Below are 23089 nucleotides of genomic sequence, written 5' to 3'. Positions count from 1 at the left end.
GGTGCCCCGCCCGGGGGTTGTCACTGACGCGGTCAGGCAGCGGCTACCAGCGCCACTCCTGCTGCTTGAAGAGGTGACCGGCCTTGATGTTGCGGTCCTTGCACCAGGTCAGGAATTCCTCGATCTGCTTGATCTGGTAGGTGTCCTCCGTGTACGTCGTGGCCATGACGTGGCCGAGCCAGTCCTCCTCGCCCATCGCGTAGACGTACGCCTCGTTGGCGCCCAGCTCGGTCATGATCGCGGCGGCCTGCTCGGCGTTGGAGCCGGACAGCTTGCGGGAGTTGCTCATCTTCTTGGTGACCGGGATGGTCAGCAGGGCCTGGTAGAGCCAGGTCAGCGGGGCGCCGTCGCACTCCATGCCGAGGAAGGCGATGTCGGCCCGGCCCAGGTGGCTCTTGACGTAGCGGTAGAGGTTGGGCTCGATGCCGGAGGAGTCGGCGCCGATGAAGATCTTCTTGCCGGCCAGCTCCGCCCAGTACGTCGACTTGGCGCGGATGTCCAGGTCGCAGTGCTCTCCGAGGAACGGCGTCGCGGTGATCTTCCCGCCGGGGAACTCCACCTCGTCGAAGTCGTCGACCTCGATGACGTTGAAGCCCTGGTGGCGCAGCATCAGCGCCATCGACGGGTCGGCCAGGTTGCCGCGCGAGGAGCGCGGGACGACGATCGCGCCGAGGCGGCCGCGCAGCTGGAGCAGCGTCTCCAGGACGATGTGGTCCTGGTGGCCGTGGGTGATCAGGACGAGGTCGATGTAGTCGGGCAGGTCGTCCAGCGTGTACCGGTCGGTCTTGTCGCTGTCCGCGCTGATGAACGGGTCGGTGACGATGGCGGCTTCGGGCGTCTGCAGGACGAGGCAGGCGTGGCCGAAGTAGCGGATGCGGCCGCCGCTGTCGATGTGGCGGTCCTCGGAGAGGCTCGGCTTGTCGGTGAGCAGGGTGCGCAGCTGCTTGGCCTGGGCATCGTCGAGGCCGAGCGCGTCGCGCAGGTGCGCGAGCGTCGTCGGGTGCACGCGGCTCCTGAAGAGCTCCGCGAGGCCTTCGTGGCAAAACGGGATGTCCAGTTCCAGGACGTCCGGCGAGGGAAGGCGCGGGGTGCTGAGGATGAACGGGCGCTCGATGCCCGTCTCCATCGACAGCTGCACCGACTGGCGGGCTTCCTGGTAGACGTTGCTCTTGTAGACGACCGGTTCCATGAAGCGCATCTGCGCCTGGTTGTCGGTGTCGTACGCGAGCTCGACCAGGCCGCCGAGCTCGGCGGGCAGTTTGGGGTAGAGGGGTGTCAGGTCGAAGCCGGTGGCGTTGGCGCGCAGGATCTCCTGACCCGCGGCGATCGCCTCGGCGAACTTGAGCATGTCGGCCCGGTCGCGCTTGATCGCGGCGAGCAGGTCGCGCACCTCGTCGGCGCGCTCCTGCGGGATGTTGATGAAGTAACCGCCACGCAGCTCCGGGTTGTTGCTGGCCGCGACGTGTACCTGCGGCGACTGCAGGTAGGACTCGAGCAGCGGTACCTGGAGAAAGGCCAGGTTCATCGCCGCCTGTACCGGCGCGATCGTGTAGGGCCAGGCGAAGAACCTGTCCACGAGCGGCTCGATGATTGCTTTCGACCGCAGAAACAGCTGCTCATCAGCCATTTGCGCATTCCCTCCAGGAGAACCGAAGACATAGGACCGCCCGGGGTGCACGCATCAATTGCTCATGACGCAACAGCGGACCGTGAAGAACGACAAGGGGAAACAACAGGGCTCTGGAATCCGGTTCACGAGGTGCCCTGCCGCAGCACAATGCCCCGGGGGCGTCCTGTCGTTCAATACCGGTCGGCCTGAACACGTACCAGGACACGTGCGAGAACACCGCGAAAGGCCAATGGCCCGCCGTGGTACCGGCGTTCAACCGCTGATTCGGTGTGGTTGAACGGCCGGCCACGGTGGGCCATTTCCCTTTTCTTGCTGTTTCCCCTGTCGTCACGCGGCTCTCGGCGCGAGGCCGGTTCGGCGAGGGCGGGGCAGTCGGACACGGACAGGGCGGCGGACAGGTCGAGCCGCCCGGCGTCGAAGCAGATCTCCTCGTGGACGAGCAGGTTCTCGTCGGCGGGGAGGTCCGGCTCGCACGAGACTGCGAACGGGGTGATGGACCCGCTCACGCTGCCGGTCGGTCGCCCGGCGACCTCCCGGTCCGCGAACGGCGTCTCCCGCCCGCCGTAGCGGCCGGCCGGCGCCGCCAGGTCGACGCGGCGGTCGCCGGGGACCACCGCGAGCACGTAGCGCCGTGAGCGCTTGCCCGTGGCCACGCGTACGACGATGGACTTCGCGGCCTGTTCCAGGGGATGTCTTCGCGGTCTGCCGGCGGCCTTTCGTGGAGCCCTCGGGGTCGTAGGGAATCATCCGGTGCGAGACCGAGCCGGACGAGAACATGTGAGTGCGCCGTTGAAGGACGCCGGGTTCATCGGTTTCATCGGGGCAGCGGTGCACCATGCCTTTGCGATGGAGAAGAAGTGGGGAGAGAGAACGTGCCCAGCGAGATCTGACAGCCCGCTCATCCATGCGCGTACGACTCGTGGGGTACGCGGTGATCTCGAGTGCCGCCCGTCCCAGGAACCCGTACCGAAATGGTCACCTGTTCAACTGCTGTTGAACAGCCCCTTGAAAATGAGTGCGGAAAGCGGAAAAAGGACGCGGGAAAAGGGGCGTGGGAAGAGAGCGCGGAGAACGACGAAGCCGCCGTCGGATGTCCGACGACGGCTTTCCGTATGACGCGTGGGCGGTTACTGGTCCCGGCGCTGCACCGCGACGACGGTGATCACGGCGGAGATGAGGCCCCACGCCGCGTACACGGCCCATGCCCCGCCCTGCGACCACGGGAAGTGCGCGGGCTTCTCGACGACCTGGATCAGCCGCGCCCAGGCGCTGTAGGGCAGCAGGTGGTCGACGACGGCCGTGCCGTAGTGGTCGTCGCTCACGGCCATCGGGACGAGCAGCAGCACGGCGAAGCTCACGCCCATGGTGGCTGCGCCGGCCCGCAGGAGCGCGCCGACCGCCATGCCGACGAGCGCGGCCACCGGGGCAACCAGGGCGGAGGCGAGGAGTGCGGGCACGACGCCCGGGTCGCCCAGCGAGAGGCCGGTGTCGCGCCCGGACAGGATCGCCTGGGTCAGCCAGAACGAGCCCCCGGCGGCGAAGAGGCCGAGCGCGGTCGTCACCAGCGTGACGACGAGGACCTTGGCGGCCATCACCGAGCGGCGGGCGGGCACGGCGGTGAAGGTCGTATGGATCAGTCCGGTGCTGTACTCGCCGACGACGGTGAGGGCGCCCATCGCGCTGGCGGTCAGCATCAGGCACAGCACGGCGGCGTCGGTGAACGTGTCGAGCATCGCCCAGTTGGGCATGAACTCGGCCTTCTGCTGGGGGCTCCAGCCGGGCCAGTTGCTGTAGTCGTTGTACGTGGTGAACACGTTGAAGCCGATGACGGCCAGCGCGCCGCCCAGGAACGCCCAGGGGGTCGAACGCAGCGACCAGATCTTGATCCACTCGGCGGCGACGAGGTCGGCGAAGCGGGCACGGGGCTCGGTCGTGTCGAAGGACCGCACGGGCGACGGGGTGGGGGCAGTGGCGGTCTCGGTCATCGGGCGTCTCCTGCGGCGTATTCGACGCTGTCGGCGGTGAGTTCCATGAAGGCCGCTTCCAGCGATGCGGTGTGGGGGGTCAGTTCGTGCACCGGGACCATGTTCTGGAAGGCCAGGTCGCCGATGCGCGAGGCGCTCAGGCCGGTCACCGTCAGCGAGTTGTCGGTGTGGGGCTCGACGTGGGCGCCCTCGTCGGTGAGGACCGTCCGCAGCACCGCGACATCGGGCGTGCGCACGCTGACGCTCTGGCGGGTGCCGCGCGCGGCGAAGTCCTTCAGGCTCTCGGCCGCGATGAGCCGGCCCTTGCCGATGACGACGAGGAAGTCGGCGGTGTTCTCCATCTCCGACATCAGGTGGCTGGAGACGAAAACGGTGCGCCCCTCGGCGGCGAGCCGGTGGAACAGGCCGCGCACCCACTTCACGCCCTCCGGGTCGAGCCCGTTGAGCGGCTCGTCGAAGAGCAGCACCGGCGGGTCGCCGAGCAGCGCGGTGGCAATGCCCAGGCGCTGCTTCATGCCGAGGGAGAAGCCGCCGATGCGGCGCCCGCCCGCGTCACCGAGGCCGACCTCCTCCAGGACCTCGCCGACGCGGCGGCGCGGGAGGCGGTTGCTGACGGCGAGAGCGGTCAGGTGCGCCTGGGCGGTACGGCCGCCGTGCACGTCGTGCGCGTCGAGCAGCGCCCCGACGTGGCGCATGCCGCGGGGGCGGTCCGCGAAGGGGCGGCCGTCGATGGTGACACTGCCGCTGGTGGGGCGGTGCAGCCCCAGCATCATGCGCAGGGTCGTGCTCTTGCCGGCACCGTTCGGCCCGAGGAATCCGGTGACGTGGCCCGGGCGCACCGTGAAACTCAGGTCACTGACCGCGGCCTTCGGACCGTAACGCTTCGTGAGTTCGTTGACTTCGATCATGTGCTTCATCGTGGCCCGAAGCCACCCCGGGCGTCATCGGACCACCGGGGACAATCGCCGAGCGCCCCTGTCGACCACGGTTGTACAACCGTGGTCCGATCCCCCGCCCAAAATGCGCGGTTACAATCGGTGGCATGCTGGCCACCCCCCGTCTCTCGCTGCTGAAGCGGATAGCGCCGGGCGTCTGGACGGGCGCGGCCTGGTGCGCGGCGGCCCTGTATCCGCTGGTCCTGTCGCCGTCGATCGCGCCCGGTGCGGCGGCCGCGCCGCGCGGCGCCCTGGGCTCCCTGTGGGGGCAGCTCTTCCTGGCCCTGGCCGCCGCCCTGGCGCTGTCCGGCTGCGCGCTGCTCGTACGCCGCCCCCGGCCCGGGTTCGCGCTGCTGCTTGCCGGGACGGGCGCGTTCACGGCGGCGTGGCGGCAGTGGGAGATCCCTTCCCCGCAGTTCCTCTCCGTCGACGTGGCCCTCGCCTTCGTCGCCGCCGCCCGCCCGCGCCGCTCCTCGCTCCCGCTCGCCGGGGCGGCACTCGCCGTCCTCACGCTCTGTCTGACCGTACGGCTGCTGTACGGAGAGGAGGGCGGGACGCCGTCGGAGCCGTACGTGGCGCTGACCGTCGTGGTCGCCTGGCTCGTCGGCAACTCCGTGCACCAGTCCCGCGACTACGCCGAGAAGCTGCGCGCCCAGCTCGCCGCGCAAGTGGCGGCCCGCGCGGTGACCGCCGAACGGCTGCGGATCGCACGGGAGTTGCACGACATGGTGGCCCACAGCATCGGCATCATCGCCCTCCAGGCCGGCGCGGCGGCCCGGGTCCTCGACTCCCAGCCGCAGAGCGCGCGCCAGGCGATGCTCGCCGTGGAGGGCGCGGGCCGCGAGACCCTGTCGGGGCTGCGGCGGATGCTCGGCAGCCTGCGCGAGGCGGACCTGGAGGACGGCGGCGGGGACGCGGCCGGGGCACCGCTCGCGCCCGTGGCGGGGCTCGCGGACGTCGACCGGCTCGCCGAGACGACCACGGCGGCCGGGGTGCAGGTGGAGGTGCGCTGGCTCGGTGAACGGCGGCCGCTGCCACCGGAGATCGACCTCTCCGCGTTCCGGATCATCCAGGAGTCGGTCACCAACGTCGTACGCCACGCGCGCGCGGACGCGTGCCGGGTGACCGTCGACTACCGCGCCGGGGACCTCGCCATCGAGGTCGCTGACCGGGGCCGGGGCGACGGGCCGGCATCCGGCACGGGATACGGTCTTGCGGGGATGCGCGAGCGAGTCGCCCTGCTGCACGGGGAGTTCAGCGCCGCACCGCGCCCCGGCGGCGGCTTCCTGGTCGCCGCCCGTCTTCCCCTACCGAGCAGCGCGACCTCAGGAGCCCGATGACTGTCCGTGTTGCACTCGTCGACGACCAGCCCCTGGTACGCACCGCCCTGCAGATGGTGATCACCGAAGCGCCCGACCTGGAGGTCGTCGGCCAGGCCGGAACGGGCGAGGAGGCGGTCCGGCTCGTCGCGGCCGTGCGGCCCGACCTCGTGGTGATGGACATCCGGATGCCCGGCATGGACGGCATCGAGGCGACCCGCCGCATCACGGAAGGCGACGACGGCCCGCAGGTGATCGTGCTGACGACGTTCGACGACGACGACTACGTGTACGGGGCGCTGCGCGCCGGGGCGTCCGGCTTCCTCGTCAAGGACATGGCGCTGGACGACATCCTGGCCGCGATCCGGGTCGTGGCGGCGGGCGACGGCCTGATCGCGCCGGCCGTGACGCGGCGGCTGATCAAGGAGTTCGCGCTGCGCCCGGCGGCGGCCACGCCCGCGCGCGCGTTGGACGGTATCACCGGCCGCGAGCGCGAGGTGCTGACGCTGGTGGGCAGCGGCCTGTCCAACACGGAGATCGCCACCGAGCTGAGCATCAGCGTGGCCACGGCGAAGACCTATGTGACCCGGCTGCTGGCCAAGCTCGACGCGCGCGACCGGGTGCAACTGGTCATCACCGCCTACGAGACGGGGTTGGTGGGCCGCCCGAGGTAGGCACCGCAGAGCGGTTCGTACCGCAGTCGCACCTCGCACTCCGGGCCGCGTACAGCGACGGCGGCGACGGCGCCCGGTCCGGCGGGCAGGTCGCTCAGGGCCCACTCAAAAAAAGGGGGGGCGGGTGACGTCGGCGGCCAGGTCGCGTCCGGGCCCGGTGCCCAGGCCCTTGAGGCACGCCTCCTTGCGCGCCCAGAGCGTCGCGAACACCCCGGCCCGCGCGCCGGGCTTCGGCGGCTTCGACGCGGGCGCGCTCGGCGGGGTGGAGCAGGGGCACGACCTGGGCCATGGTCCCCTCGGCCGGGGCGGGCTCCACGTCAACGCCGAGCTGCGGGCTCGGCGACCCGGTGATCGCCAGCGGCACGCCCGGCAGGTCGTCGCGCAGCCGAGGTGTTCCCGGCCGCCCGTCGTCAAAGGTACTGGGTTCATGAAGTCACAAATGCCTTCTCCGCGTGGGCGCGGTCCTCGGCGTTGCCATCAAGGCGTTCGCGCGCACCTGCGGCACGAAATGGCCCAAGGCCGTCGCGAAGCACACCGACGGCGCCGGGGAGTCTGTGGCGTTCTACGGCTTCCCGGCGGAGCGCTGGGTCCGCCTGCGGACCACCAGTGCGATCGAGTCCACGTTCTGCGCGGTCAGGCTGCGGGCCGAGGTCACCCGCGGCGCCGGCAGCCCGGCTGCGGCCCTGGCGATGGTGTTCAAGCCGGCCGGGTCCGCCCAGGACCGCCGGCGCACGATCACCGGCGCCCACCTGGTGCCGCTGCTTTGCGCCGGAACGAAACTTCGAGAACGGCGTCCTGGCCGGGCGATCCGAGGCCGGTGCCGGATGAAGCACCTGTTCGCGGCTCTTGATGCGCCGACCGACCACGGTCCAGACCGGCGTGACGTCGCCGCCGCGGTCCTCGGGGCCGCCTGCGTGGCACCGCTCTCGACGCGGATGCCGCACCCCTGGTGAGCGGGACGTCTCGTCAGCCTGGCCGTCGGCGAACCCGTGACCGAGGTCCGTGAAACCGCGCCCTGAACTCGATCAGCGAGGCATTCGACCGGCACGGCCTGCCCCTGGACCTCGTCGAGCCGCCGGCCCCGGCCATGCCTCAGATGACGCCCCAACTCCTCGCACACGCCGTCTGCATCCTCGGCGCCACGCAGGACCCGCAGGCCCGGCCGCTGATCGAACCCCTCCTTCGCCACCATGACCCGGACGTACGCGAGGAAGCCCGCCGCACAGCGGCCGAGATCACCGCGCCCAAACCGGAAGGCCGCGTCCACAAGTCCTGACCACTGCTTTGCAGATGGTCGCCGAAGACCGGGACCCCAAGCTCAAGGGGTACGAGATATTCCGCTTTGGTCACGACGGGCTCAAGCGTCTCGATGACGCTCAAGCCCTCCTGGGCCGGTTCCTGGCGGACATGTTCCGCCGCTTCGAAGTGAGTCCCCAGCGTCTCGGTGCCGACGACCGGGCCGGCGCCACTGACAAGACGCGAGCTCCCCCGGTGGCCGCCCGGGACCTCGGCAACCGGCCGGCCGCACCGAGGGCGTGCACCCATGGCGGTCATGGGTGTTTTCTGCCCGGTGGCACACCCGGGACCGGCCAGGACTTGTCCGCCACAGTCGCCCTCGGTGTCGCCGGGCCGGAAACCCGGCAACAGCCGCCGCGCTTCGGCCGGAGCCGGCCGACGACCGCATGCGCTATAGTTGATCTTGACAGTTCGCCGCAACTCACGGCGACTGACACTGCGTTGGTGGTCCAAGGAAAGACGCCCCGCTTCCTGCGGGGAAATGCAGGTGCAAGGCCTGCCCAGCGCTCACTCACGAGGCCCTTCCCCTCCACCGGGAAAGGGCCTCGTCACATTCCCCGCGTGCCCTGGAGAACTTCCGCGCGGCTCTCACCCGCGAAGACCCCACAACAGCGACCGTAAGGCGCGCGGCACCGTGATCCACCAGGTCCGGCAGGCCGAGACCCACCCCACCCTCGGCGGCATCGACGCCGCTCCCGACCCGGGTCACCAGGTCACCGGGTCACCAGGTCACCAGGTCACCAGGTCACCAGGTCACCAGGTCACCAGGTCACCAGGTCACCGGCGGTACCGGCCGGGCCCGCACCACCAGCACACCAGCACACCGGGCACCGGGCACCGGGCACCGGGCACCGGGCACCGGGGCAGGTGAAGCCACCCCGGTGCCCGGCAGCAGGACCATCTCTGCAGTGATGGTGGCGCGTCTCAGCGGACTGTCACGTTGAAGACCGGTGAGGCCGTGGTGCCGCTGACGATGCGCAGATCGTTCTTGCCCTTCAGCCCGAGCTTGACGCCGAGTGAGTAGGAGCCGTTTCGCGAGATGCTCGTGGACGCGGGCAGGCTGACCCACTTGCCGTGCTGCTTCTGCTGAAGAGTCACCTTGCTGCCCGCCTTGAGACCGGTGGTCCCACCCGTGACCCGGAACAGCTGCCAGGCGCGGACGGAGGACACCGACGGCTCGGCCGTGATGCCTGCCTTGGCGGGTACGGCCTTCTGCGCGACGACGACGTTCGCGGCCGGGGTGGCTGCCATCGCGGTGCCCGCGATGGCAAGGGAGGCCGCGCCGAGGACACCGACGACGGCTGTGCGCAAAAAGTGCCGCTTCGAGATCATCACAGATCTACCCCTTTCTATGGTGAGAACAGCCTTTCGCGCCAAAGGGCACCTACGTGTCGATTGGCGTAGTCACTAGAAACGACGGCACAGTGGAGGCAGACGTTCATCGGGGCTCTGTCGCTGTCTTGTAACAGCCGGGCAGGGCCGGAGGCGATGGGGGCCTGGAACAACTCGGCGGCAAGGCGGTGGCCACGTCGGCCGGGGCGGGCGGTACCCGGTCAGAGCCTCCGGGCGGGCCTCAGTGCGCGCTCGGCGCGCGTGCGATGCGGCCCCTTGACGGCGCGCACGGCGACCACCCGTCGGCTCGGGAAGGCGAGCCGGTCCACTGGATCCTCTTCGACGAGCCCCACGTCAACAGCTCCTCCAGCCGAAGCACGACCTCTTCCACGGTCCCGGACTCTCAGCCCAACCGCCCTGTCCACAGCCCCTTTTTTTCGGGCAGCCTCCAAAAACAGCGCCGTCAAAGGGGACGCGCTCACCACTCGCCTCCCTTCGTCCGGCACCGGCGGCCTGCCACGGGGCGGCCCGGGACGGACGGCCTCCCCCGCGGCGAACCGGTCAGCCGAGGCCGCCCAGCCCCGCGTCGCGGGCCAGCAGGGCGGCCTGGACGCGGTTGCCGGCGCCGAGCGCACCGAGGATCCGGCTGACGTGTGCCTTGACGGTACTTTCGCGCATGCCCAGCGCCGCCGCGATCTGCGCGTTGGAATCGCCCAGCGCGAGCCGTGCCAGGACATCCGTCTCACGAGGTGTCAGGCCCTCGACCCGGGTGCGGGCTTCCCGCGCTTCGGGGCGGGCGGCACTGTGGAAGCGGTCGATCAGGCGACGGGCGGCAGCCGGATGCAGCATGCCCTGCCCGTCCGCCACCACATGCACTGCGCGGATGATCTCGCGCGGTTCGGTGTCCTTGAGCAGGAAGCCGTCCGCTCCGGCGGCGAGCGCATCGTAGACGTACTCATCCAGATCGAAGGTGGTCAGGGTGATCACTCGCGGCGGGTCTGGGAGCGCGCGCAGCCGGCGGGTCGCGGCGATGCCGTCCATCCGCGGCATCCGCACATCGACCAGGGCAACATCGACCCGGTGCCCGCTCGCCTGTTCGACAGCGGCAAGGCCGTCCGCCGCCTCGGCGACGACGGTCAGTTCCGGGTCGGTGGACAGCAGGTCGACAAGACCGAGCCGCACCAGGGCGTCGTCATCGACCACCAGAATATTGATCACGGGGCGGACACCGGCGGACGAACGGGTGCGCAGGTGGTGGGCAGCCGGGCAAAGACCCGCCAACCGCCCCCGCAGGAACCGGTGTGCAAGTGACCGCCCAGCGCCGCGACTCGCTCCGCCAGACCGATCAGTCCATAGCCACCGGGCACCGCAAAACCCCCCAGGACCGCGGACTCCCCGGCGCGTCCGGCCGGCCCGTTGACGACTTCCACCGTGGTGGCCGACGGTCCGTAGTGCACACTCACCGTCACAGGCGCGTCATGGGCATGCCTGCGGGCATTGGTCAGGGCCTCCCGTACGAGCCGGTGTACCGCCAGACGATGGCTGGTGGACGCGCGCTCCACATCACCGGACACCACCGACTCGATCACCTGGCCGGCGGCCCGTGCCTCGGTGAGCAGCTCCGCCAGCCCCGGCAGGGCCGGCGCCATGACAGCGGGCGCCCCATCGGCCCCGGCGGGCCGGCCGGAGCGCAGTGCCCCCAGCACCTCGCGCAGATCGTCCAGCGCCTGTCCGGCTGTACTGCGCAACAGGGTCAACCGCTCCAGGCCGGCCGGTGACATTCCCTCAGCACGCAGCTGAAGCACCCCGGCATGCAGCATCAGCAGACTCAGCCGGTGTGCGAGCACATCGTGCATCTCGCGGGCGATTCGCGCCCGCTCCGCCAACCGTGCCTGTTCAGCGCGGAGTTCACGCTCCACCCGCAGCTGTTCCACCTGGTCCGTCAGCGCACCCAGCAGTCTGCGCCGGCTGCCCGCCCACATACCCAGCGCCAAGGCCAGAGCCACCAGCACGGCATTGCCGACACCCGCGCCGGTCCAGGTACTCAGCCGTCCCCCGGACAAGGGGCGCCCCAGCACCAACGCAGCCGCCAGCCACGGCAACCCGGCAGCCAAAGCGATACCCAGGCACACCCACACCGCCCGCAACCGGCCCCGCGAGGCAAAGTGATAAAGCATCACCAACAAAGGAAACACAGAGCCCAGGCCGACCGAGACCAGCGCCAGGCCCGCCACCACCCGCGAAACCCTGTAGCGGGCGAGCACCGCGAACGAGGCGGTCGCCGCCACCCACGGTGCCGGATCGGCCAGGGTGTCACCGGCCGACCGGAAGCCCTCCAGCGTGGACAGCAGGGCGAGCAGCACCGCTGACGGCATCTCCACCCACAACGGCACGTTGCGCCCCGGCTCGGATTTCACCTCGCCATCCTAGGGACGCTCCTGCCCCCATGGACCCCGGCGAACGGCCATCAAGACCCCCTGCTTTCGTCCGGGGTCTTCGTCACACATCAGAAGATTCCGATGCGCCCGCCGCTGCTTAGCGTCCATGCCATGGTCTTCTCCCCGACACGCACATCCCCCGCCCGGCGGACCCCGGCACGACGCCTCGCCGACCGCCGGCTGTTCTTCGCCGAGACGTTCCGGACCTTCCGCACGACCGGGGCGGTGACCCCAAGCGGCCGTCGCCTCGCCGCGGCGCTCGCCGCGCCGCTGGCGCACCGCACCGGGCAGCCGCGCGCCGTACTGGAGGTCGGTGCCGGAACCGGCGCGGTCTCCCGGGTGCTGGCGGACCTGCTCGGCCCCGAGGACACCCTGGACCTCGTCGAGGCCAACCCCCGCTTCGCTCGCCTGCTCGCCGCTGACCTGCGCGCCGACCCCCGGCTGGCGCTCCACCAAGAACGCATCGCACTGTTCGCAGGACCGGTGGCAGAGCTCGACCCGCAGGCGCGCTACGACGTGATCGTCTCCGGGCTGCCGTTCGCCAACTTCCACCCCCGCGAGGTGTCCGATCTGCTCGCCGGCTACCTGAGCGCACTCAAGCCCGGCGGCCACCTGACGTACTTCGGCTACCGCGGCGCTGCCCGCCTGCGCGCACTGCTGGGCACCTCCCGGAGCCTGGCCCGGCACAGCGGAGTCACCCACGTGCTCGACACCTTCCAGCAGACCCACGCCACCGGCTGCCGCACCGTATGGGGCAACCTCCCCCCGGCGCGCGTCTGGCACCTGCGCGCCCCCACAGAGACACCCCATCCGCTTCCCTGAAGGACTCCGTTACCCAACCGGCCAGGTGACACAGGACGCAGACCGCCGACGAACCCCCGCCCGCACTCCGTGCCGTCGCGGCCCTGGAACGCCTCGCCGAAGAACACCACCACCCCCGCACCCGCCGACCTGCCGCACCGGCATGACGCGGACAGGAAGAAGACGATGGACACGCCGGCCCAGGAGGAATTCGCCACTGTCCGCGGCCGGGCGTGGGACGTTCTCACCCCCGCCCGTGCCGGCTGCCCGGCCAGCGTCTTCATCCACTGCGAGAAGGTCTTCCACGAGGCCACGCAGCGAACCGAGCACGTCGGCGGTATCGGCAAGGCCGGCATCGCCCGCATGGCCCTGTGCTGCGGCTGACACCGTGCCGTGCCTTGCTGTTCGTGTCGTTCGTCGTTTTGATCAAGAAAACAACCTCCTGCCGGGACAGTGCGCGCCCGGCCCTGGAGCGACAACTTCTGTTGCCGTTTCTGGGATGCGAGAGGTGGAATGGGGGGATGGACGAACAATCACCCATCGCCGCCACGCTGGCCCAGGTCGGCTCCCGCCTCAGGCGCATCCGCGCCCAGCGCGGCGTGTCCCTGTCGGCGCTGGCCGAGGCCACTGGCATCTCCAAGAGCACGCTGTCGAGACTGGAGTCGGGGCAGCGCCGCCCGAGCCTGGAGCTGTTGCTGCCCATCGCGCAGGCCCACCAGGTACCCCTGGACGAACTCGTCGGGGCGCCGGAGGTCGGCGACCCGCGGATCCGCTGCAAGCCCCGCGTCCACCACGGCCGTACGGTGATTCCGCTGTCGACGCAGCCGGGGGGCCTGCAAGCCTGGAAGTCGGTCATCCCTGCGGAGCACAACCGGCCTGATCCGGTCACGCACGAGGGGCACGAGTGGCTGTACGTCCTGTCCGGGCGGGTGCGGCTCATCCTGGCCGACCACGACCTGGTCATGGGGCCGGGTGAGGCGGCCGAGTTCGACACCCGCCTGCCACACTGGTTCGGCCCTGCGGGCGAGTCCCCCGTGGAGGTGCTCAACCTGTTCGGCCCCCAGGGGGAACGCGTGCACGTCCGGGCCAAGCCCCAGTCCCGCGCGGAGCCATCCGCCTGACCGGAAAGGCCCACTTCCGAAACCGCCCCTCAAAAGACACGGCGAGCGGCAGGGCGGTACTGGATCAGGGCGCGAACCGCCGGGCCGGGCGAACTGCGGGATCCCTGTCGCGCTTCGGTGCCGGTTCCTTTGCCGGTGCCACCGTCGCCGGACAGCTGTCCGACCGGCGCCCGGCCCGGTCATGCAGTCCGCGATCCACCATTGCCCGCCGGCCCGCCGGCCCCGGCCTCGCGCCGGACCGGGCGAGGCCAGACCCTGAAACGTTTTCAGTGATCTTCTAGGCGGTGCGGGAGCGGGCGGTGTGGACAGTGGTGGCGGTGAGGTAGAAGGCGTCGGGCCGCCAGAGGATGCCGGTGGGGGCGTCGGCATGCAGGAGAGCGTCCAGGGCCGTGCGGTCCTCGTCGTTCAGGTGCTCGCCGAACTGGTCGCGTTGCCGGGCGAGACGGGTGCGCAGGTACTCCCGAGCCGGGAGTCCGAGTGGGGCCGGCAGGTCGGTGAGAAAAGTACGCGTGCCGGTAGGGACGAGACCGGCCCGGGCCAGCATGGCGGGCCAGTCCTCGACCTCACCCACAAAACCCGGGAGTTCGGCGCGCATGGTGGTGAAGCCGTCCTCGTTGCCGGCGTCCAGGCGGGCCTGGAGTCCAGGGCGGCCCAGGCCGATGTCGCGGGGGAGGAAGCGTACGGGCAGGCCGCGTTCGGCCACGGCGAGCAGCCCGCCGGGGCGCAGGGAGGCGGCGAGGGCTGTCAATGCCGCCTGCTGGTCGCCGAGATGGTGGACGGTGTTGGCGGACCAGATCAGATCGGCCGTGCCGAGCCTGCCGAACTCGTCCGGGAGGTCGGCCTGTTGGGTGGCGATACGGCCGGACGAGCGCGTGCGGGCCCGCTCCAGCAGGGCAGGCGACTGGTCGACCGCGGCCACCTCGGCGTCCGGGAAGGCGTCGGCGAGCAGGCCGGCGACTACGCCCGGCCCACTGCCGACGTCGAGTACGCGCCTCACGCCGGCGCCGCCCAGCAGATCGCGCAGCCAGTTCGTGGCCTGGGTGAGCGCGGGGGTGTGCAGTTCGGCCTCGCGTTCCAGATGGGAGCAGAGAGCGTCCCAGTCGATGTCGTGGGCGTGCTCATGGGTATGGCGGTGAACGTGGTGGTGCATGAGGTACTCCGATCCGAAGGAGGTGGCTGGGGTCTGTCCGGCCGATCGAGGCGCACGAAACCGGAGGTCGGCTGTCAGCGCGGGTGAGCGAGGTCTGGCACGCCCGTCTGCGGCGTTGTCGCCGGTTGCCGACGCTCTACGCCTGCGTCATGGCCTGCCGGCAGGGCCTTGGCCCGGGTGGGGGGCGAGGGTTCGTTCGAGTGCGGGGGCCCGGGAGCGGCAGCCTGCGGGCCCGGACGCCCCAGGCCGATGTCCGGTACCCGGTGGATCCATGTGTGTCCGCCGCTGATCCGCAACAGGTCCCGCAACCGGTGCATGGTCCGGGCGGGGGCGGGGCGTGCGCTTCGGCTTCGCGGTTCCAGGTGCGTGCCCAGGGCGCCGCACGCGATGTCCTGATCGTGATGCGAGTTTGTGGTTCCTCCAGTTCCACAAGTGCGGACGGCGGGCACCACGCACTCAGCCCGGCCTCCGCCGCGCCGGAATGTGTGACGCCCCCGGAGTTCAGCGAAGGAAGGGGCCGAGGTTTCGTTCCAGGAGGGGTTGGGGGACGGCGCCCGTCCACGCCTTCACAGCGGCGCCGTCGGCGTAGACCACGAAAGCGGGGATCGAGGAGACTCCGTGCCGGTCCGCCAGTCCGGGCTCCTCATCGACGTTGATCTTGACGACGTCCAGAACGCCCGCACGCTCGGCAGCCACCTCCTCGACGATGGGGGTGACCCTGGTACACGGCCCGCACCAAGGGGCCCAGAACTGGATCAGGACGGGCCGTTTCGCTTGCAGTACGCGGACGGGAAACGTCTGCTCGGTGACGCTGTCCACGGGACCGCTGCGCTTTGCTGCCATGGTGAATCCTTGTCGATGTGTTCGTGAACGAGTACCCCGGCGCCGGGGACGATCTGACCGCGGAGATCAACGCACGGCCCCTGGAACAGGCTCGTCCGGCCGGCTGGGCGGCCGGGCCCCTCGCGGGGGCAGTACGGGCTGCCGCGACGGCATCGCTCATGGCCTGCCGAGTCGTCATGTCAGGGCAGCCGTGGCGCGGTGTGCGCGGTGCCGTGCGGCGGCGTGCTCCACGTCCTCGTGGAGCAGGTCGGTGTTGATGGCGAACGCGGCGGTGGAGCCCATGCCGGCGGCGGCGATGACCTGGGCGCGTGGGTCGACGACATTTCCGACAGCCCATACCCCGGGCACGCTGGTGCGGCCGGTCCGGTCCGTCACCACCCAGCCCTGGTCGTCCTTGGCGCAGCCGAGCAGAGCCAGGAGGTCGTCGCGCGGCGCGGGCCGGGGAAACAGGAAAACCGCGGTCCGGGGAATCACCCTGCCGTCGGTGAGCTCGATGCCGCGCAGGCGGTCGTCGTCGACGACGAGCCGCATGGCCCTGCCCTCCACGATCCTCACGCCGAACGCCTCCAGGTGTTCCCGCTCCTGCGGGGAGAGTCCGAGGGCGTGTGTGAGGAGGACGATGTCCTCGCTCCACTGACGCAGCAGCAGAGCCTGGTGCACAGCCCCCGGGTGTGTGCCGAGGACGGCAAGGGGCTGGTCACGGACCTCGTAGGCATGGCAGTACGGGCAGTGCAGAAGGTCCTTGCCCCAACGCTCCCGGACGCCGGGGAGGTCGGGCAGTTCGTCGCGCAGCCCGGTGGCGACCAGAAGCCGGCGGGCCCTGATCACGGGGCCGCCCTCCAGGCGCACGTCGTAGCCGGGCTCGACATGTTCCACCCGGCCTCGGACGATATCGACTTCGTAGCGGTCGATCTCGGCCCGCCCGAGGTCGAGCAGGGTCGCCGGAGGCAGGCCGTCACGGGACAGGAAACCGTGCATGTGGGCGGCAGGCGCGTTACGCGGCTCGCCGGCATCGATCACCACCACCCTGCGACGGGCCCGCCCCAGAAGGAGCGCGGCACTCAGGCCGGACGCTCCGGCACCGATCACCACCACGTCATGGACCTCGTCACCAGTCGGCGCCGCGCTGTCGCGCGTATTCACCGTCGTCTTGATCACTACGATCACCTCCGGTCCCCAAAGTGCTTCAGCGCCACACCACGAGCAACTTCTGTTGCCATTTCCGGGACGGCCGGACCGGAAGGGGCTCCTGGACGAGCAGTCCCCCATCGCCGCCGCACTCGCCCAGGACGGCGCGCGCGGCGCCGCCGGATCCGCACGCAGCATGGTGTGACCCCGTCCGCGCTCACCGAGGCCACAGGGCCGTCCCCCCGCGCCGGCAGCCGACCGCCGTTCCTGCAGCGGCCGTAGCCTCGGCCGAAAAGATGTGCCGAGGCCGTAAGCGGTCGGCTTCGCGGATCGTTTTCGAACCCCAGGAGCAAGTCGCCAGCCGGCGGACGGTCTCCCGGCTGTTCAGGCAGCTCGGGTTGAACGTTCGCCGGGACCGAGCGTGGAAGTTCAGGGCCCCGAAGGAGTGGTGCCGGCCACCCGCTGCCTGCCTGTGGAGATCGCCCCCGACCTTCCGGCCGATGGTGAGCTCGGGGCGGGCCCTGCCACTGGACTTCGAGCTCGTCCTTCCGGCCGCCGCGGTCCGCCCGGGCCACAACCTTCAAAAGAGGTACAGCACCGCGGCCGGTGCGGGCTCGTCCACCCTGACAGCCGGCGTCCGCGACTCGGCACTTGGCCGGCGTCGAGCCACCCACAACACCGACGCGTCCAGCCACCTGCCGGTCGCTTCATGGCCCCCGGATCCGAACCCCGCGGCCGGCGGTGCGGGCACGTTCCCGGGCAACTGAGCACTCAGCTGGACCTGCGGCCGCAGCGCGACGCCGGCCTCGTGGAAGCAGGGCGGCGAGGCCGTCCGGGACCGGCAGGGAAGCGGTGGGCCCAATCCGGGTGCGGCCGGCGTCGGCGTCCGGGTAACCTCCCGGCCCCGAGCGGGGAGCGGCTTCGGCCGGGCGCCGGCCGACCCGGCCCGTTGCCGCCTGCTGCTCGCGCGGGAATCTCCCGCACCCGGCTGTCGAACCACGTGGCGTGCCTGCGCGACCGTGGCCTGGCGGCCTGGCGTCACCGTGCCCGACGGCCGCCGTATCCGCCATGAGCCGGCCGATCCCCGCCCGGCCACGCGCTGGACGCCCTGCGCGGTGCCGTGGTCGCCGTCGCCACCGACCGCACGTGCATCGACGCCGACGACAAGGGGTGCTGCTGTCGACCGCGATATCCCCGGGGCCCAGCCCTCCGCGATCTCCTCACGCACCCAATACGGATGCGCCGGCCGCCGCGGCCCTCACCCACGACGTCATCGAGGCGATCGTCACCATCACCGTCGGCCCTCCCGCCTCCCCCACAGGGCTGATCGGATTCGGTCCGGACTCCGGCATCGCGGCGTCCTCGGCCGCTGCGGCCGGCTGGAGCATGCCGCGCGCGGAGCCCCGGCCCCACGAGACACCTCCGTCCTCCTGTCCGGGACGGCAAACGGTTCCTGCGGGCCCCGGGCGGCACGAAGCTCAGACGTCGATGCCCCGTCGCGTGAGATCGGCTGCGATGCCGTCCAGGACACCTGCAAGACCTGAAACGAACAAGGCATCGAGGTCCCACGGATCGGCGCCTGCGCGCATCGCGCGGGCGAGCCGGGGATACGCCCCGGGCTCGTACAGCGGGTCCTGTGCATGGCCCGAGGCTTGCGTCTCCTGCTTCGCGGCGATCCTCGACTGCCGCTCAGCCTCCGCATCACTGACGAGGATCAGCGCCACGCCTTGGACGTAGGAGGCGAACATGAACATGTACCGGAAGGCATCGGCGGATTCGAGGCCGAGCCCGTCGAACGAGGAGAAGGCGCTTTCGCTGTCCGCCGCGAGAGCCGGGCTGAAATACGCGCGGGTCGTCACCATGACCCTCGACAGGATCCACGGGTGGCGGTGGTACAGCTCCCAGTCGCGGCACGCGGCGCGTTCGAGGCCGTGACGCCAGTTCCGCGGCGGCGAGTCGGGCAGCGGCACGTCGGCCATCGCGGCTTCCACCATCAGCGTCACCAGATCGTCCTTGGACGCCACATGCCGGTACAGGGACATCGTGCCGGTGCCGAGTTCCATGGCGACGCGGCGCATCGACAGCGCGTCGAGCCCCTCCGCGTCCGCGACAACGATCCCGGCCCGCACGATGCGCTCGACGGTGAGATGCCGCGCGCCGTCGTCGCTCACCGGGACGCGGGCCGGCGTCTGCGCCCTGCGTGCCCGATAGGCCCTCGCCTGGCACGCACGGGAACAGTAGAGCCTCGGCCGCCCCCGGTCCGCGGGCTCCAGCGCCCTTCCGCACGACGCGCATGCCAGCTGCACGGACATCGACGAACTCCTTTTCGTCACACCTCAGATTTGTGTCGAAATTCTAACCCGACCGGCACACGCATGCGCAGCCCAAGATAAACAGGCACGTCAAAAAGCAATTGCTTCGCCTCGGCGTGCGTGCGTACTCTGCACACATCGTTGCGTACAAAGTACGCATCCGGGTGGTTGGGTCCATCGGGACCTGCACGGCCCAGGAGAGGGCATGACTGAAAAAGAGAAAAGAGCCGGAGCCGGGGAGTGGGCCGGTCTCGCCGTCCTGGTGCTGCCCTGCCTACTGGCGTCCATGGACATGTCCGTCATGTTCATCACGCTCCCGTCCCTGTCGGCCGACCTCGGCCCGAGCAGTTCCGAACAACTGTGGATCATGGACGCCTACGGCTTCCTCCTCGCCGGCCTGCTCATCACGATGGGCACACTCGGTGACCGCTTCGGGCGGCGACGCGTGCTGCTCACGGGCGCCGCGGCCTTCGGCGCCGCCTCGGTCCTGGCGGCCTGCTCGACCAGCCCCGAGACGCTCATCGCGGCCCGCGCGCTCCTGGGCATCGCCGGAGCCACGCTGGCCCCCTCCACCCTTTCCCTGATCCGGACCATGTTCCACGACGCCGCACAGCGGGCCACCGCGGTCGGCATCTGGACAGCGGGCTTCGCGGGCGGCGCCGTGCTCGGCCCGATCATCGGCGGTCTGCTCCTGGAGCACTTCTGGTGGGGATCGGTCTTCCTGGTCAACGTGCCGGTGATGATCCTGCTGCTGATCCTCGGCCCACTGCTGCTCACCGAATACCGCGACCCCGAGCCGGGCCGGTTCGACCTGCTCGGCGCCGCCATGTCCCTCGTGGCCGTGCTCGGCGTCATCTACGGCATCAAAGCAATGGCGGAACACGGCTTCGGGTGGATTCCCCTGACATGCTGTGCCGCCGGACTCACTGCGGGAGCGGCATTCCTCCGCCGCCAGCACACGGCCGCGAACCCGCTGATCGACATGACGCTGTTCCGCACGCGCCGGTTCAACCTGCCCCTGCTCATCGACGCGCTGGCGACGTTCGGACTGGTCGGCTTCAGCCTGTTCAACTGGCAGTTCATGCAACTCGTCCTGGGCATGGGTCCGTTGGAATCGGCCATGTGGTCCTTGCCCACCTTCCTCGTGATGCCCCTGGATATCGCGCTGGCCACCGCGCTCGCCCCCCGCATCGGTAAACACAACGTGATCGCCGCCGGGCTGCTCGTGGCGACTGCCGGCTACATCATGCTGGCCCTGCTCCAGGCCGATTCGGGAATCGTCCACCTCGTCAGCGGCATGACCGTCGTCTCGATCGGCATCGGCGCCGTCTCCGCAGTCGTCACCGAGGTGATCCTGTCCGCCGCACCACCAAAGCGGGCCGGGGCGGCCTCAGCCATGGCCGAGACCTCTGCCGAGTTCGGCGGGGCACTGGGCATCGCGCTCCTGGGCAGCATCGGCACCGCCGTCTACCGTTCAAAACTGGCGGTCAGCGCTCCTGACGACCTGACGTCCAAGGAACTGGAAGCGGCCAGGAGCACACTCGGCGGCGCCGTCGAAACCGCCGCCGCCCTCCCGAGAAGCACCGCCGAATCCCTGCGGAACGCCGCCTTCGACGCCTTCGCCCGAGAAGCCAGGATCGCCTCGGTGGTCAGTGCCGTCCTCATAACGGGCGCGGCAGTACTCATCGCCACCCTGCTCCGCACCACACGCACACGCCCCGGACCCGCCCCCCAATCCACAGCGGAACACCCCGACAGGGACCGGGCAGGGAACCCGCACTCCCGGGCAACCCCGTCCTGAGCGCCGAACACACCGGCGTCGAGACAGCCCGGCCACGGGCAACGACGCCGGCCGGCTGGAAACCATGACCGGCCGAAGGACTCGCCATACCGGTCAAGGACACCCAGCCAGCGCTCGACACCCGCGCCCGGAACAACTCCGCGCCCCTCACCCCCGCCAGACAGGCCGCAACCACGTCCCCCGCTCCAGAAACCGGCCAAAACCGTCACGGCCGCCTCGCCTCCGCACTGCAGCCCGCACCCGACCGGCACATACACAAACGCGACCGGCCACACCACGGCTCCCGGCAAAAGGAGACGACCCAAGCCGACACAGCACCCACCACAAAACGCACGGACCGCAACCCGCAGGATTACCGATCAGCTCTGCTCACAACAATCGACAGCATGGACCACAGACGGCCCGATCCAGCACAGTCGCATGAAAGACACAGCCGAAGCGAGCACGAGAGCGATCCCTCCCTCGGGCAGCCGGTGAACAGATCCCGCCGGCCTTTACCGACCCGCGCCACATGGCCGCCCAACCGCAGCAGCGCCGCCGACGGCGAGGGAACAGAAGCCCGTGGAGCCACGCCCGTGAAAGGACTCCTCCGCCCAAGCTACGCGTCACGGAGCAGGCGTAGCTGAAGGGTCTTCTCCAGCACCTGGAAAGCCGCCGGGCGCGGGCGGCCAGGCGCGGCAAGGAGAGGTGTGGCGCCGGCTGCGCCGGGTTTCTTGTGAGGCTGAAAGCTGCGGACCGGGCGTTCGTAGCGTCGCGGGATCCGAATGGGCAGGCCGGAGCGAGTCTGGCCTGCCGGCGGATAGGGGCGCTGCGGGCCCTTCCAGATGCGGGGCATGTCAGTGTTCATGTAATCGCTCACCACTTGGTCACGAAGATAGTCGTAGTCGGGGCCGTTCACGGCCCCGGTCATCAGCAGGACAGGGGGTTGGGGTGGCACGGCCGCAGGGCCGTCCGCGACGCGGATCTCGACCACAGCCGGAGGCTGGCGGGCGTGGGTTTGCGCGATCCGGTCCCACGCCCGTTCCCACGGTCCGACTTTGCGGGGGGAAGCGCCGAGAGCTTCCATGAACGCGGTGACGTGCTCACGGGAAGGGACCGCTTCCCCCCGCAGGACAGCACTCAGACTGCTCTTCGGGAGCCGGAAGTGCCAGCCATCAGCGGTACGCCCGGCCTCGGATTGCAAGTAACCCAGAGACGGCTGGCCTTCCCGAGCACGGACCTGGATCATCGCCCGGCGTAACTGACCGAAGGTCTCGATCAGTTCCGGATGAGTAAGTGCGGAACGCACCGAGGTGGCCAGGTCCTGAAACTCTGCGGCGGTCTCCTCGCGACGCCGGAGTTCTTCCTCGGAGCGACGGGCGGCTTTCCACAGACGGATCGCGTCCGCGGGATCGGCGTCACAGGCGCGCGCGTAGGCTTCGACAAGTTCACGGGAGGGGACTTTCCCGCTGGCACCGCGCGAGAGCATGGTCGCGGTGAACCGGTACCCAATCAGTTTGGCCATCGCCGCGTAGGTGACACCTCGGCGCTCACGCTGGGCACGTAGCCACAGCGCGAGCGCTTCGGACTGCCGGGTTTCTGCGGCAACGGCGTTCTCACGCCGTCCCATAGGCGGGTCAGACCGCCTCGGGCGAGGGCCCCGCCGTCCTACGCATCACCCTCAGCGAACTGACAGCGACCCAGAGGGCGCCACCAATGAACTCAACAGCGCCGAACAACGGCAGGCCGGCCAGGGCCAGGACTCCTGCCACAAGAATGACGACGAGAATGATGACCACCTCGCCAGGCCTCAGCGCACCCGGCGAAGCACTGGGCAAGGACAGCGGGAAAAGCGACGAACGCATGCATATCCCCAACTGGCGTCATGTCAGAACCCTTGACAAGGCAAGGACTTGGGCTGCACCTCACAGCCGACGGGGACTTCCAGATCCGGTCCGTCAACCTGCAGGCGATCCTCTCACCAGCAACCCGATCATCACAATGCGTGGCCCCTCGGGCAAGAACATTGATTCACAAACGTCCAGAGCCCGGATCCACGATCCAGGCGAACACGTAGACGAGCCAACAACCCGTCACCAGGAAACCGCAGGTCAGAAGAATGAAACCAAACTTTTCATTCATTTCCGTCCATCCAGCGTTGCCGAAAACACACACACGATGACACCCTCCTAACAACGCTGCCCCGGGCACTCACACCCGAGGTCTCCCTGGCGTCGTGGCTGCACCATGAAACAGGGACCGGGCATCACCGCGTTCCAGCGCGGCGCCCCAGAGGGTGGCGCATCCCCACCGGATGCGACCACCCTCCACACCCTCACAAACCC

General features: G+C 70.1%; 20 protein-coding genes and 2 pseudogenes. 9 read left to right on the top strand and 13 right to left on the bottom strand.

The genetic code is table 11. The features are described from left to right. Positions 1–43: 43 nt before the first annotated feature. The 4 genes from IEZ15_RS38645 to IEZ15_RS38630 form a co-directional block, all read right to left on the bottom strand. Entirely contained in the window at positions 44–1627 is a 1584-nt protein-coding gene (locus tag IEZ15_RS38645) for an MBL fold metallo-hydrolase (RefSeq protein ID WP_189281695.1), read from the bottom strand. A 173-nt stretch (positions 1628–1800) separates the two neighbouring features. Beyond that, a complete protein-coding gene (locus IEZ15_RS38640) occupies positions 1801–2283 on the bottom strand; it encodes a YbaK/EbsC family protein (protein ID WP_229846410.1) in 483 nt (160 codons plus the stop codon). A gap of 474 nt (positions 2284–2757) precedes the next feature. After that, positions 2758–3615 carry an ABC transporter permease gene (locus IEZ15_RS38635; RefSeq protein ID WP_189281694.1) on the bottom strand — a complete coding sequence of 286 codons (858 nt, stop codon included), beginning with the start codon at positions 3613–3615 and terminating at the stop codon, positions 2758–2760. After that, complete coding sequence (locus IEZ15_RS38630; RefSeq protein ID WP_189281693.1) at positions 3612–4523, bottom strand: ABC transporter ATP-binding protein; 912 nt, start codon at positions 4521–4523, stop codon at positions 3612–3614. Before IEZ15_RS38630 ends, IEZ15_RS38635 begins: the two co-directional genes overlap by 4 nt. A gap of 134 nt (positions 4524–4657) precedes the next feature. On the opposite strand from IEZ15_RS38630, the gene IEZ15_RS38625 reads away from it, so the two are divergent. The 4 genes and pseudogenes from IEZ15_RS38625 (at position 4658) to IEZ15_RS45750 (ending at position 7819) form a co-directional block, all read left to right on the top strand. Next, on the top strand, positions 4658–5890 hold the full coding sequence (locus IEZ15_RS38625; protein ID WP_189281692.1) for a sensor histidine kinase: 1233 nt from the start codon (positions 4658–4660) through the stop codon (positions 5888–5890). Beyond that, positions 5887–6543 carry a response regulator gene (locus tag IEZ15_RS38620; protein ID WP_189281691.1) on the top strand — a complete coding sequence of 219 codons (657 nt, stop codon included), beginning with the start codon at positions 5887–5889 and terminating at the stop codon, positions 6541–6543. The genes IEZ15_RS38625 and IEZ15_RS38620 overlap by 4 nt, the downstream gene beginning before the upstream one ends. 473 nt (positions 6544–7016) lie before the next feature. Further along, a pseudogene (locus IEZ15_RS45755) lies at positions 7017–7371 on the top strand (IS256 family transposase); the annotation flags it as partial. Positions 7372–7639: 268 nt separating this feature from the next. After that, complete coding sequence (locus IEZ15_RS45750) at positions 7640–7819, top strand: HEAT repeat domain-containing protein (RefSeq protein WP_229846408.1); 180 nt, start codon at positions 7640–7642, stop codon at positions 7817–7819. Between the two features lie 944 nt (positions 7820–8763). Here IEZ15_RS45750 and IEZ15_RS38610 read toward each other — a convergent pair. The 4 genes from IEZ15_RS38610 to IEZ15_RS38600 form a co-directional block, all read right to left on the bottom strand. Beyond that, positions 8764–9171: a hypothetical protein gene (locus IEZ15_RS38610; RefSeq protein WP_189281690.1), complete on the bottom strand. Its 408-nt coding sequence runs from the start codon at positions 9169–9171 to the stop codon at positions 8764–8766. A 221-nt stretch (positions 9172–9392) separates the two neighbouring features. Further along, complete coding sequence (locus tag IEZ15_RS46575; protein WP_268250488.1) at positions 9393–9524, bottom strand: hypothetical protein; 132 nt, start codon at positions 9522–9524, stop codon at positions 9393–9395. Between the two features lie 208 nt (positions 9525–9732). After that, a complete protein-coding gene (locus IEZ15_RS38605) occupies positions 9733–10389 on the bottom strand; it encodes a response regulator (protein WP_189281689.1) in 657 nt (218 codons plus the stop codon). Continuing rightward, positions 10386–11588, bottom strand: coding sequence for a sensor histidine kinase (locus IEZ15_RS38600; protein ID WP_229846407.1), 1203 nt, complete (start codon positions 11586–11588; stop codon positions 10386–10388). Before IEZ15_RS38600 ends, IEZ15_RS38605 begins: the two co-directional genes overlap by 4 nt. 132 nt (positions 11589–11720) lie before the next feature. Between IEZ15_RS38600 and IEZ15_RS38595 the strand changes: the two genes are divergently transcribed. From IEZ15_RS38595 to IEZ15_RS38585, 3 genes are all read left to right on the top strand, one after another. After that, positions 11721–12431 carry a class I SAM-dependent methyltransferase gene (locus IEZ15_RS38595; RefSeq protein ID WP_189281688.1) on the top strand — a complete coding sequence of 237 codons (711 nt, stop codon included), beginning with the start codon at positions 11721–11723 and terminating at the stop codon, positions 12429–12431. A 69-nt stretch (positions 12432–12500) separates the two neighbouring features. Further along, on the top strand, positions 12501–12794 hold the full coding sequence (locus tag IEZ15_RS38590) for a hypothetical protein (protein WP_189281687.1): 294 nt from the start codon (positions 12501–12503) through the stop codon (positions 12792–12794). Between the two features lie 137 nt (positions 12795–12931). Next, a complete protein-coding gene (locus IEZ15_RS38585) occupies positions 12932–13531 on the top strand; it encodes a helix-turn-helix domain-containing protein (protein WP_189281686.1) in 600 nt (199 codons plus the stop codon). Between the two features lie 277 nt (positions 13532–13808). Here the strand turns inward: IEZ15_RS38585 and IEZ15_RS38580 are convergent, their stop codons facing one another. The 3 genes from IEZ15_RS38580 to IEZ15_RS38570 all read right to left on the bottom strand — a co-directional run bounded on the left by IEZ15_RS38580 (position 13809) and on the right by IEZ15_RS38570 (position 16682). Next, positions 13809–14681: a class I SAM-dependent methyltransferase gene (locus tag IEZ15_RS38580; RefSeq protein ID WP_189281685.1), complete on the bottom strand. Its 873-nt coding sequence runs from the start codon at positions 14679–14681 to the stop codon at positions 13809–13811. 501 nt (positions 14682–15182) lie between these two features. Next, positions 15183–15524: a thioredoxin family protein gene (locus IEZ15_RS38575; RefSeq protein ID WP_189281684.1), complete on the bottom strand. Its 342-nt coding sequence runs from the start codon at positions 15522–15524 to the stop codon at positions 15183–15185. A 174-nt stretch (positions 15525–15698) separates the two neighbouring features. Further along, complete coding sequence (locus IEZ15_RS38570; protein ID WP_229846406.1) at positions 15699–16682, bottom strand: NAD(P)/FAD-dependent oxidoreductase; 984 nt, start codon at positions 16680–16682, stop codon at positions 15699–15701. A gap of 890 nt (positions 16683–17572) precedes the next feature. Between IEZ15_RS38570 and IEZ15_RS38565 the strand changes: the two are divergent. Beyond that, positions 17573–17829 (top strand): annotated as a pseudogene (locus IEZ15_RS38565) (helix-turn-helix domain-containing protein); the annotation flags it as partial. A 301-nt stretch (positions 17830–18130) separates the two neighbouring features. Here the strand turns inward: IEZ15_RS38565 and IEZ15_RS38560 are convergent. Next, positions 18131–18964 (bottom strand): TetR/AcrR family transcriptional regulator, encoded by an 834-nt coding sequence (locus tag IEZ15_RS38560; RefSeq protein WP_189281683.1) that lies wholly within the window; start codon positions 18962–18964, stop codon positions 18131–18133. 205 nt (positions 18965–19169) lie between these two features. Here IEZ15_RS38560 and IEZ15_RS38555 point away from each other — a divergent pair, with 205 nt between their 5' ends. Next, complete coding sequence (locus IEZ15_RS38555) at positions 19170–20765, top strand: MFS transporter (RefSeq protein ID WP_189281682.1); 1596 nt, start codon at positions 19170–19172, stop codon at positions 20763–20765. 598 nt (positions 20766–21363) lie between these two features. Here IEZ15_RS38555 and IEZ15_RS38550 read toward each other — a convergent pair. Beyond that, on the bottom strand, positions 21364–22374 hold the full coding sequence (locus IEZ15_RS38550) for a helix-turn-helix domain-containing protein (RefSeq protein WP_189281681.1): 1011 nt from the start codon (positions 22372–22374) through the stop codon (positions 21364–21366). Positions 22375–23089 lie beyond the last annotated feature (715 nt).

This window comes from Streptomyces atratus (assembly GCF_014648655.1).
GTDB classification, from domain to species: Bacteria; Actinomycetota; Actinomycetes; order Streptomycetales; family Streptomycetaceae; genus Streptomyces; species Streptomyces atratus.
The sequence above is the reverse complement of the archived record's forward strand: the minus strand, read 5'-3'. Positions and strand labels throughout refer to the sequence as shown.

What these genes read in the sequence shown, in the direction of transcription:
- IEZ15_RS38560 (WP_189281683.1), bottom strand. Translation starts at nt 18,964, where the DNA reads ATGTCCGTGCAGCTGGCATGCGCGTCGTGCGGAAGGGCGCTGGAGCCC.
- IEZ15_RS38630 (WP_189281693.1), bottom strand. Translation starts at nt 4,523, where the DNA reads ATGATCGAAGTCAACGAACTCACGAAGCGTTACGGTCCGAAGGCCGCG.
- IEZ15_RS38625 (WP_189281692.1), top strand. Translation starts at nt 4,658, where the DNA reads ATGCTGGCCACCCCCCGTCTCTCGCTGCTGAAGCGGATAGCGCCGGGC.
- IEZ15_RS38620 (WP_189281691.1), top strand. Translation starts at nt 5,887, where the DNA reads ATGACTGTCCGTGTTGCACTCGTCGACGACCAGCCCCTGGTACGCACC.
- IEZ15_RS38580 (WP_189281685.1), bottom strand. Translation starts at nt 14,681, where the DNA reads ATGCACCACCACGTTCACCGCCATACCCATGAGCACGCCCACGACATC.
- IEZ15_RS38585 (WP_189281686.1), top strand. Translation starts at nt 12,932, where the DNA reads ATGGACGAACAATCACCCATCGCCGCCACGCTGGCCCAGGTCGGCTCC.
- IEZ15_RS38635 (WP_189281694.1), bottom strand. Translation starts at nt 3,615, where the DNA reads ATGACCGAGACCGCCACTGCCCCCACCCCGTCGCCCGTGCGGTCCTTC.
- IEZ15_RS38550 (WP_189281681.1), bottom strand. Translation starts at nt 22,374, where the DNA reads ATGGGACGGCGTGAGAACGCCGTTGCCGCAGAAACCCGGCAGTCCGAA.
- IEZ15_RS45750 (WP_229846408.1), top strand. Translation starts at nt 7,640, where the DNA reads ATGACGCCCCAACTCCTCGCACACGCCGTCTGCATCCTCGGCGCCACG.
- IEZ15_RS38610 (WP_189281690.1), bottom strand. Translation starts at nt 9,171, where the DNA reads ATGATCTCGAAGCGGCACTTTTTGCGCACAGCCGTCGTCGGTGTCCTC.
- IEZ15_RS38595 (WP_189281688.1), top strand. Translation starts at nt 11,721, where the DNA reads ATGGTCTTCTCCCCGACACGCACATCCCCCGCCCGGCGGACCCCGGCA.
- IEZ15_RS38555 (WP_189281682.1), top strand. Translation starts at nt 19,170, where the DNA reads ATGACTGAAAAAGAGAAAAGAGCCGGAGCCGGGGAGTGGGCCGGTCTC.
- IEZ15_RS38575 (WP_189281684.1), bottom strand. Translation starts at nt 15,524, where the DNA reads ATGGCAGCAAAGCGCAGCGGTCCCGTGGACAGCGTCACCGAGCAGACG.
- IEZ15_RS38645 (WP_189281695.1), bottom strand. Translation starts at nt 1,627, where the DNA reads ATGGCTGATGAGCAGCTGTTTCTGCGGTCGAAAGCAATCATCGAGCCG.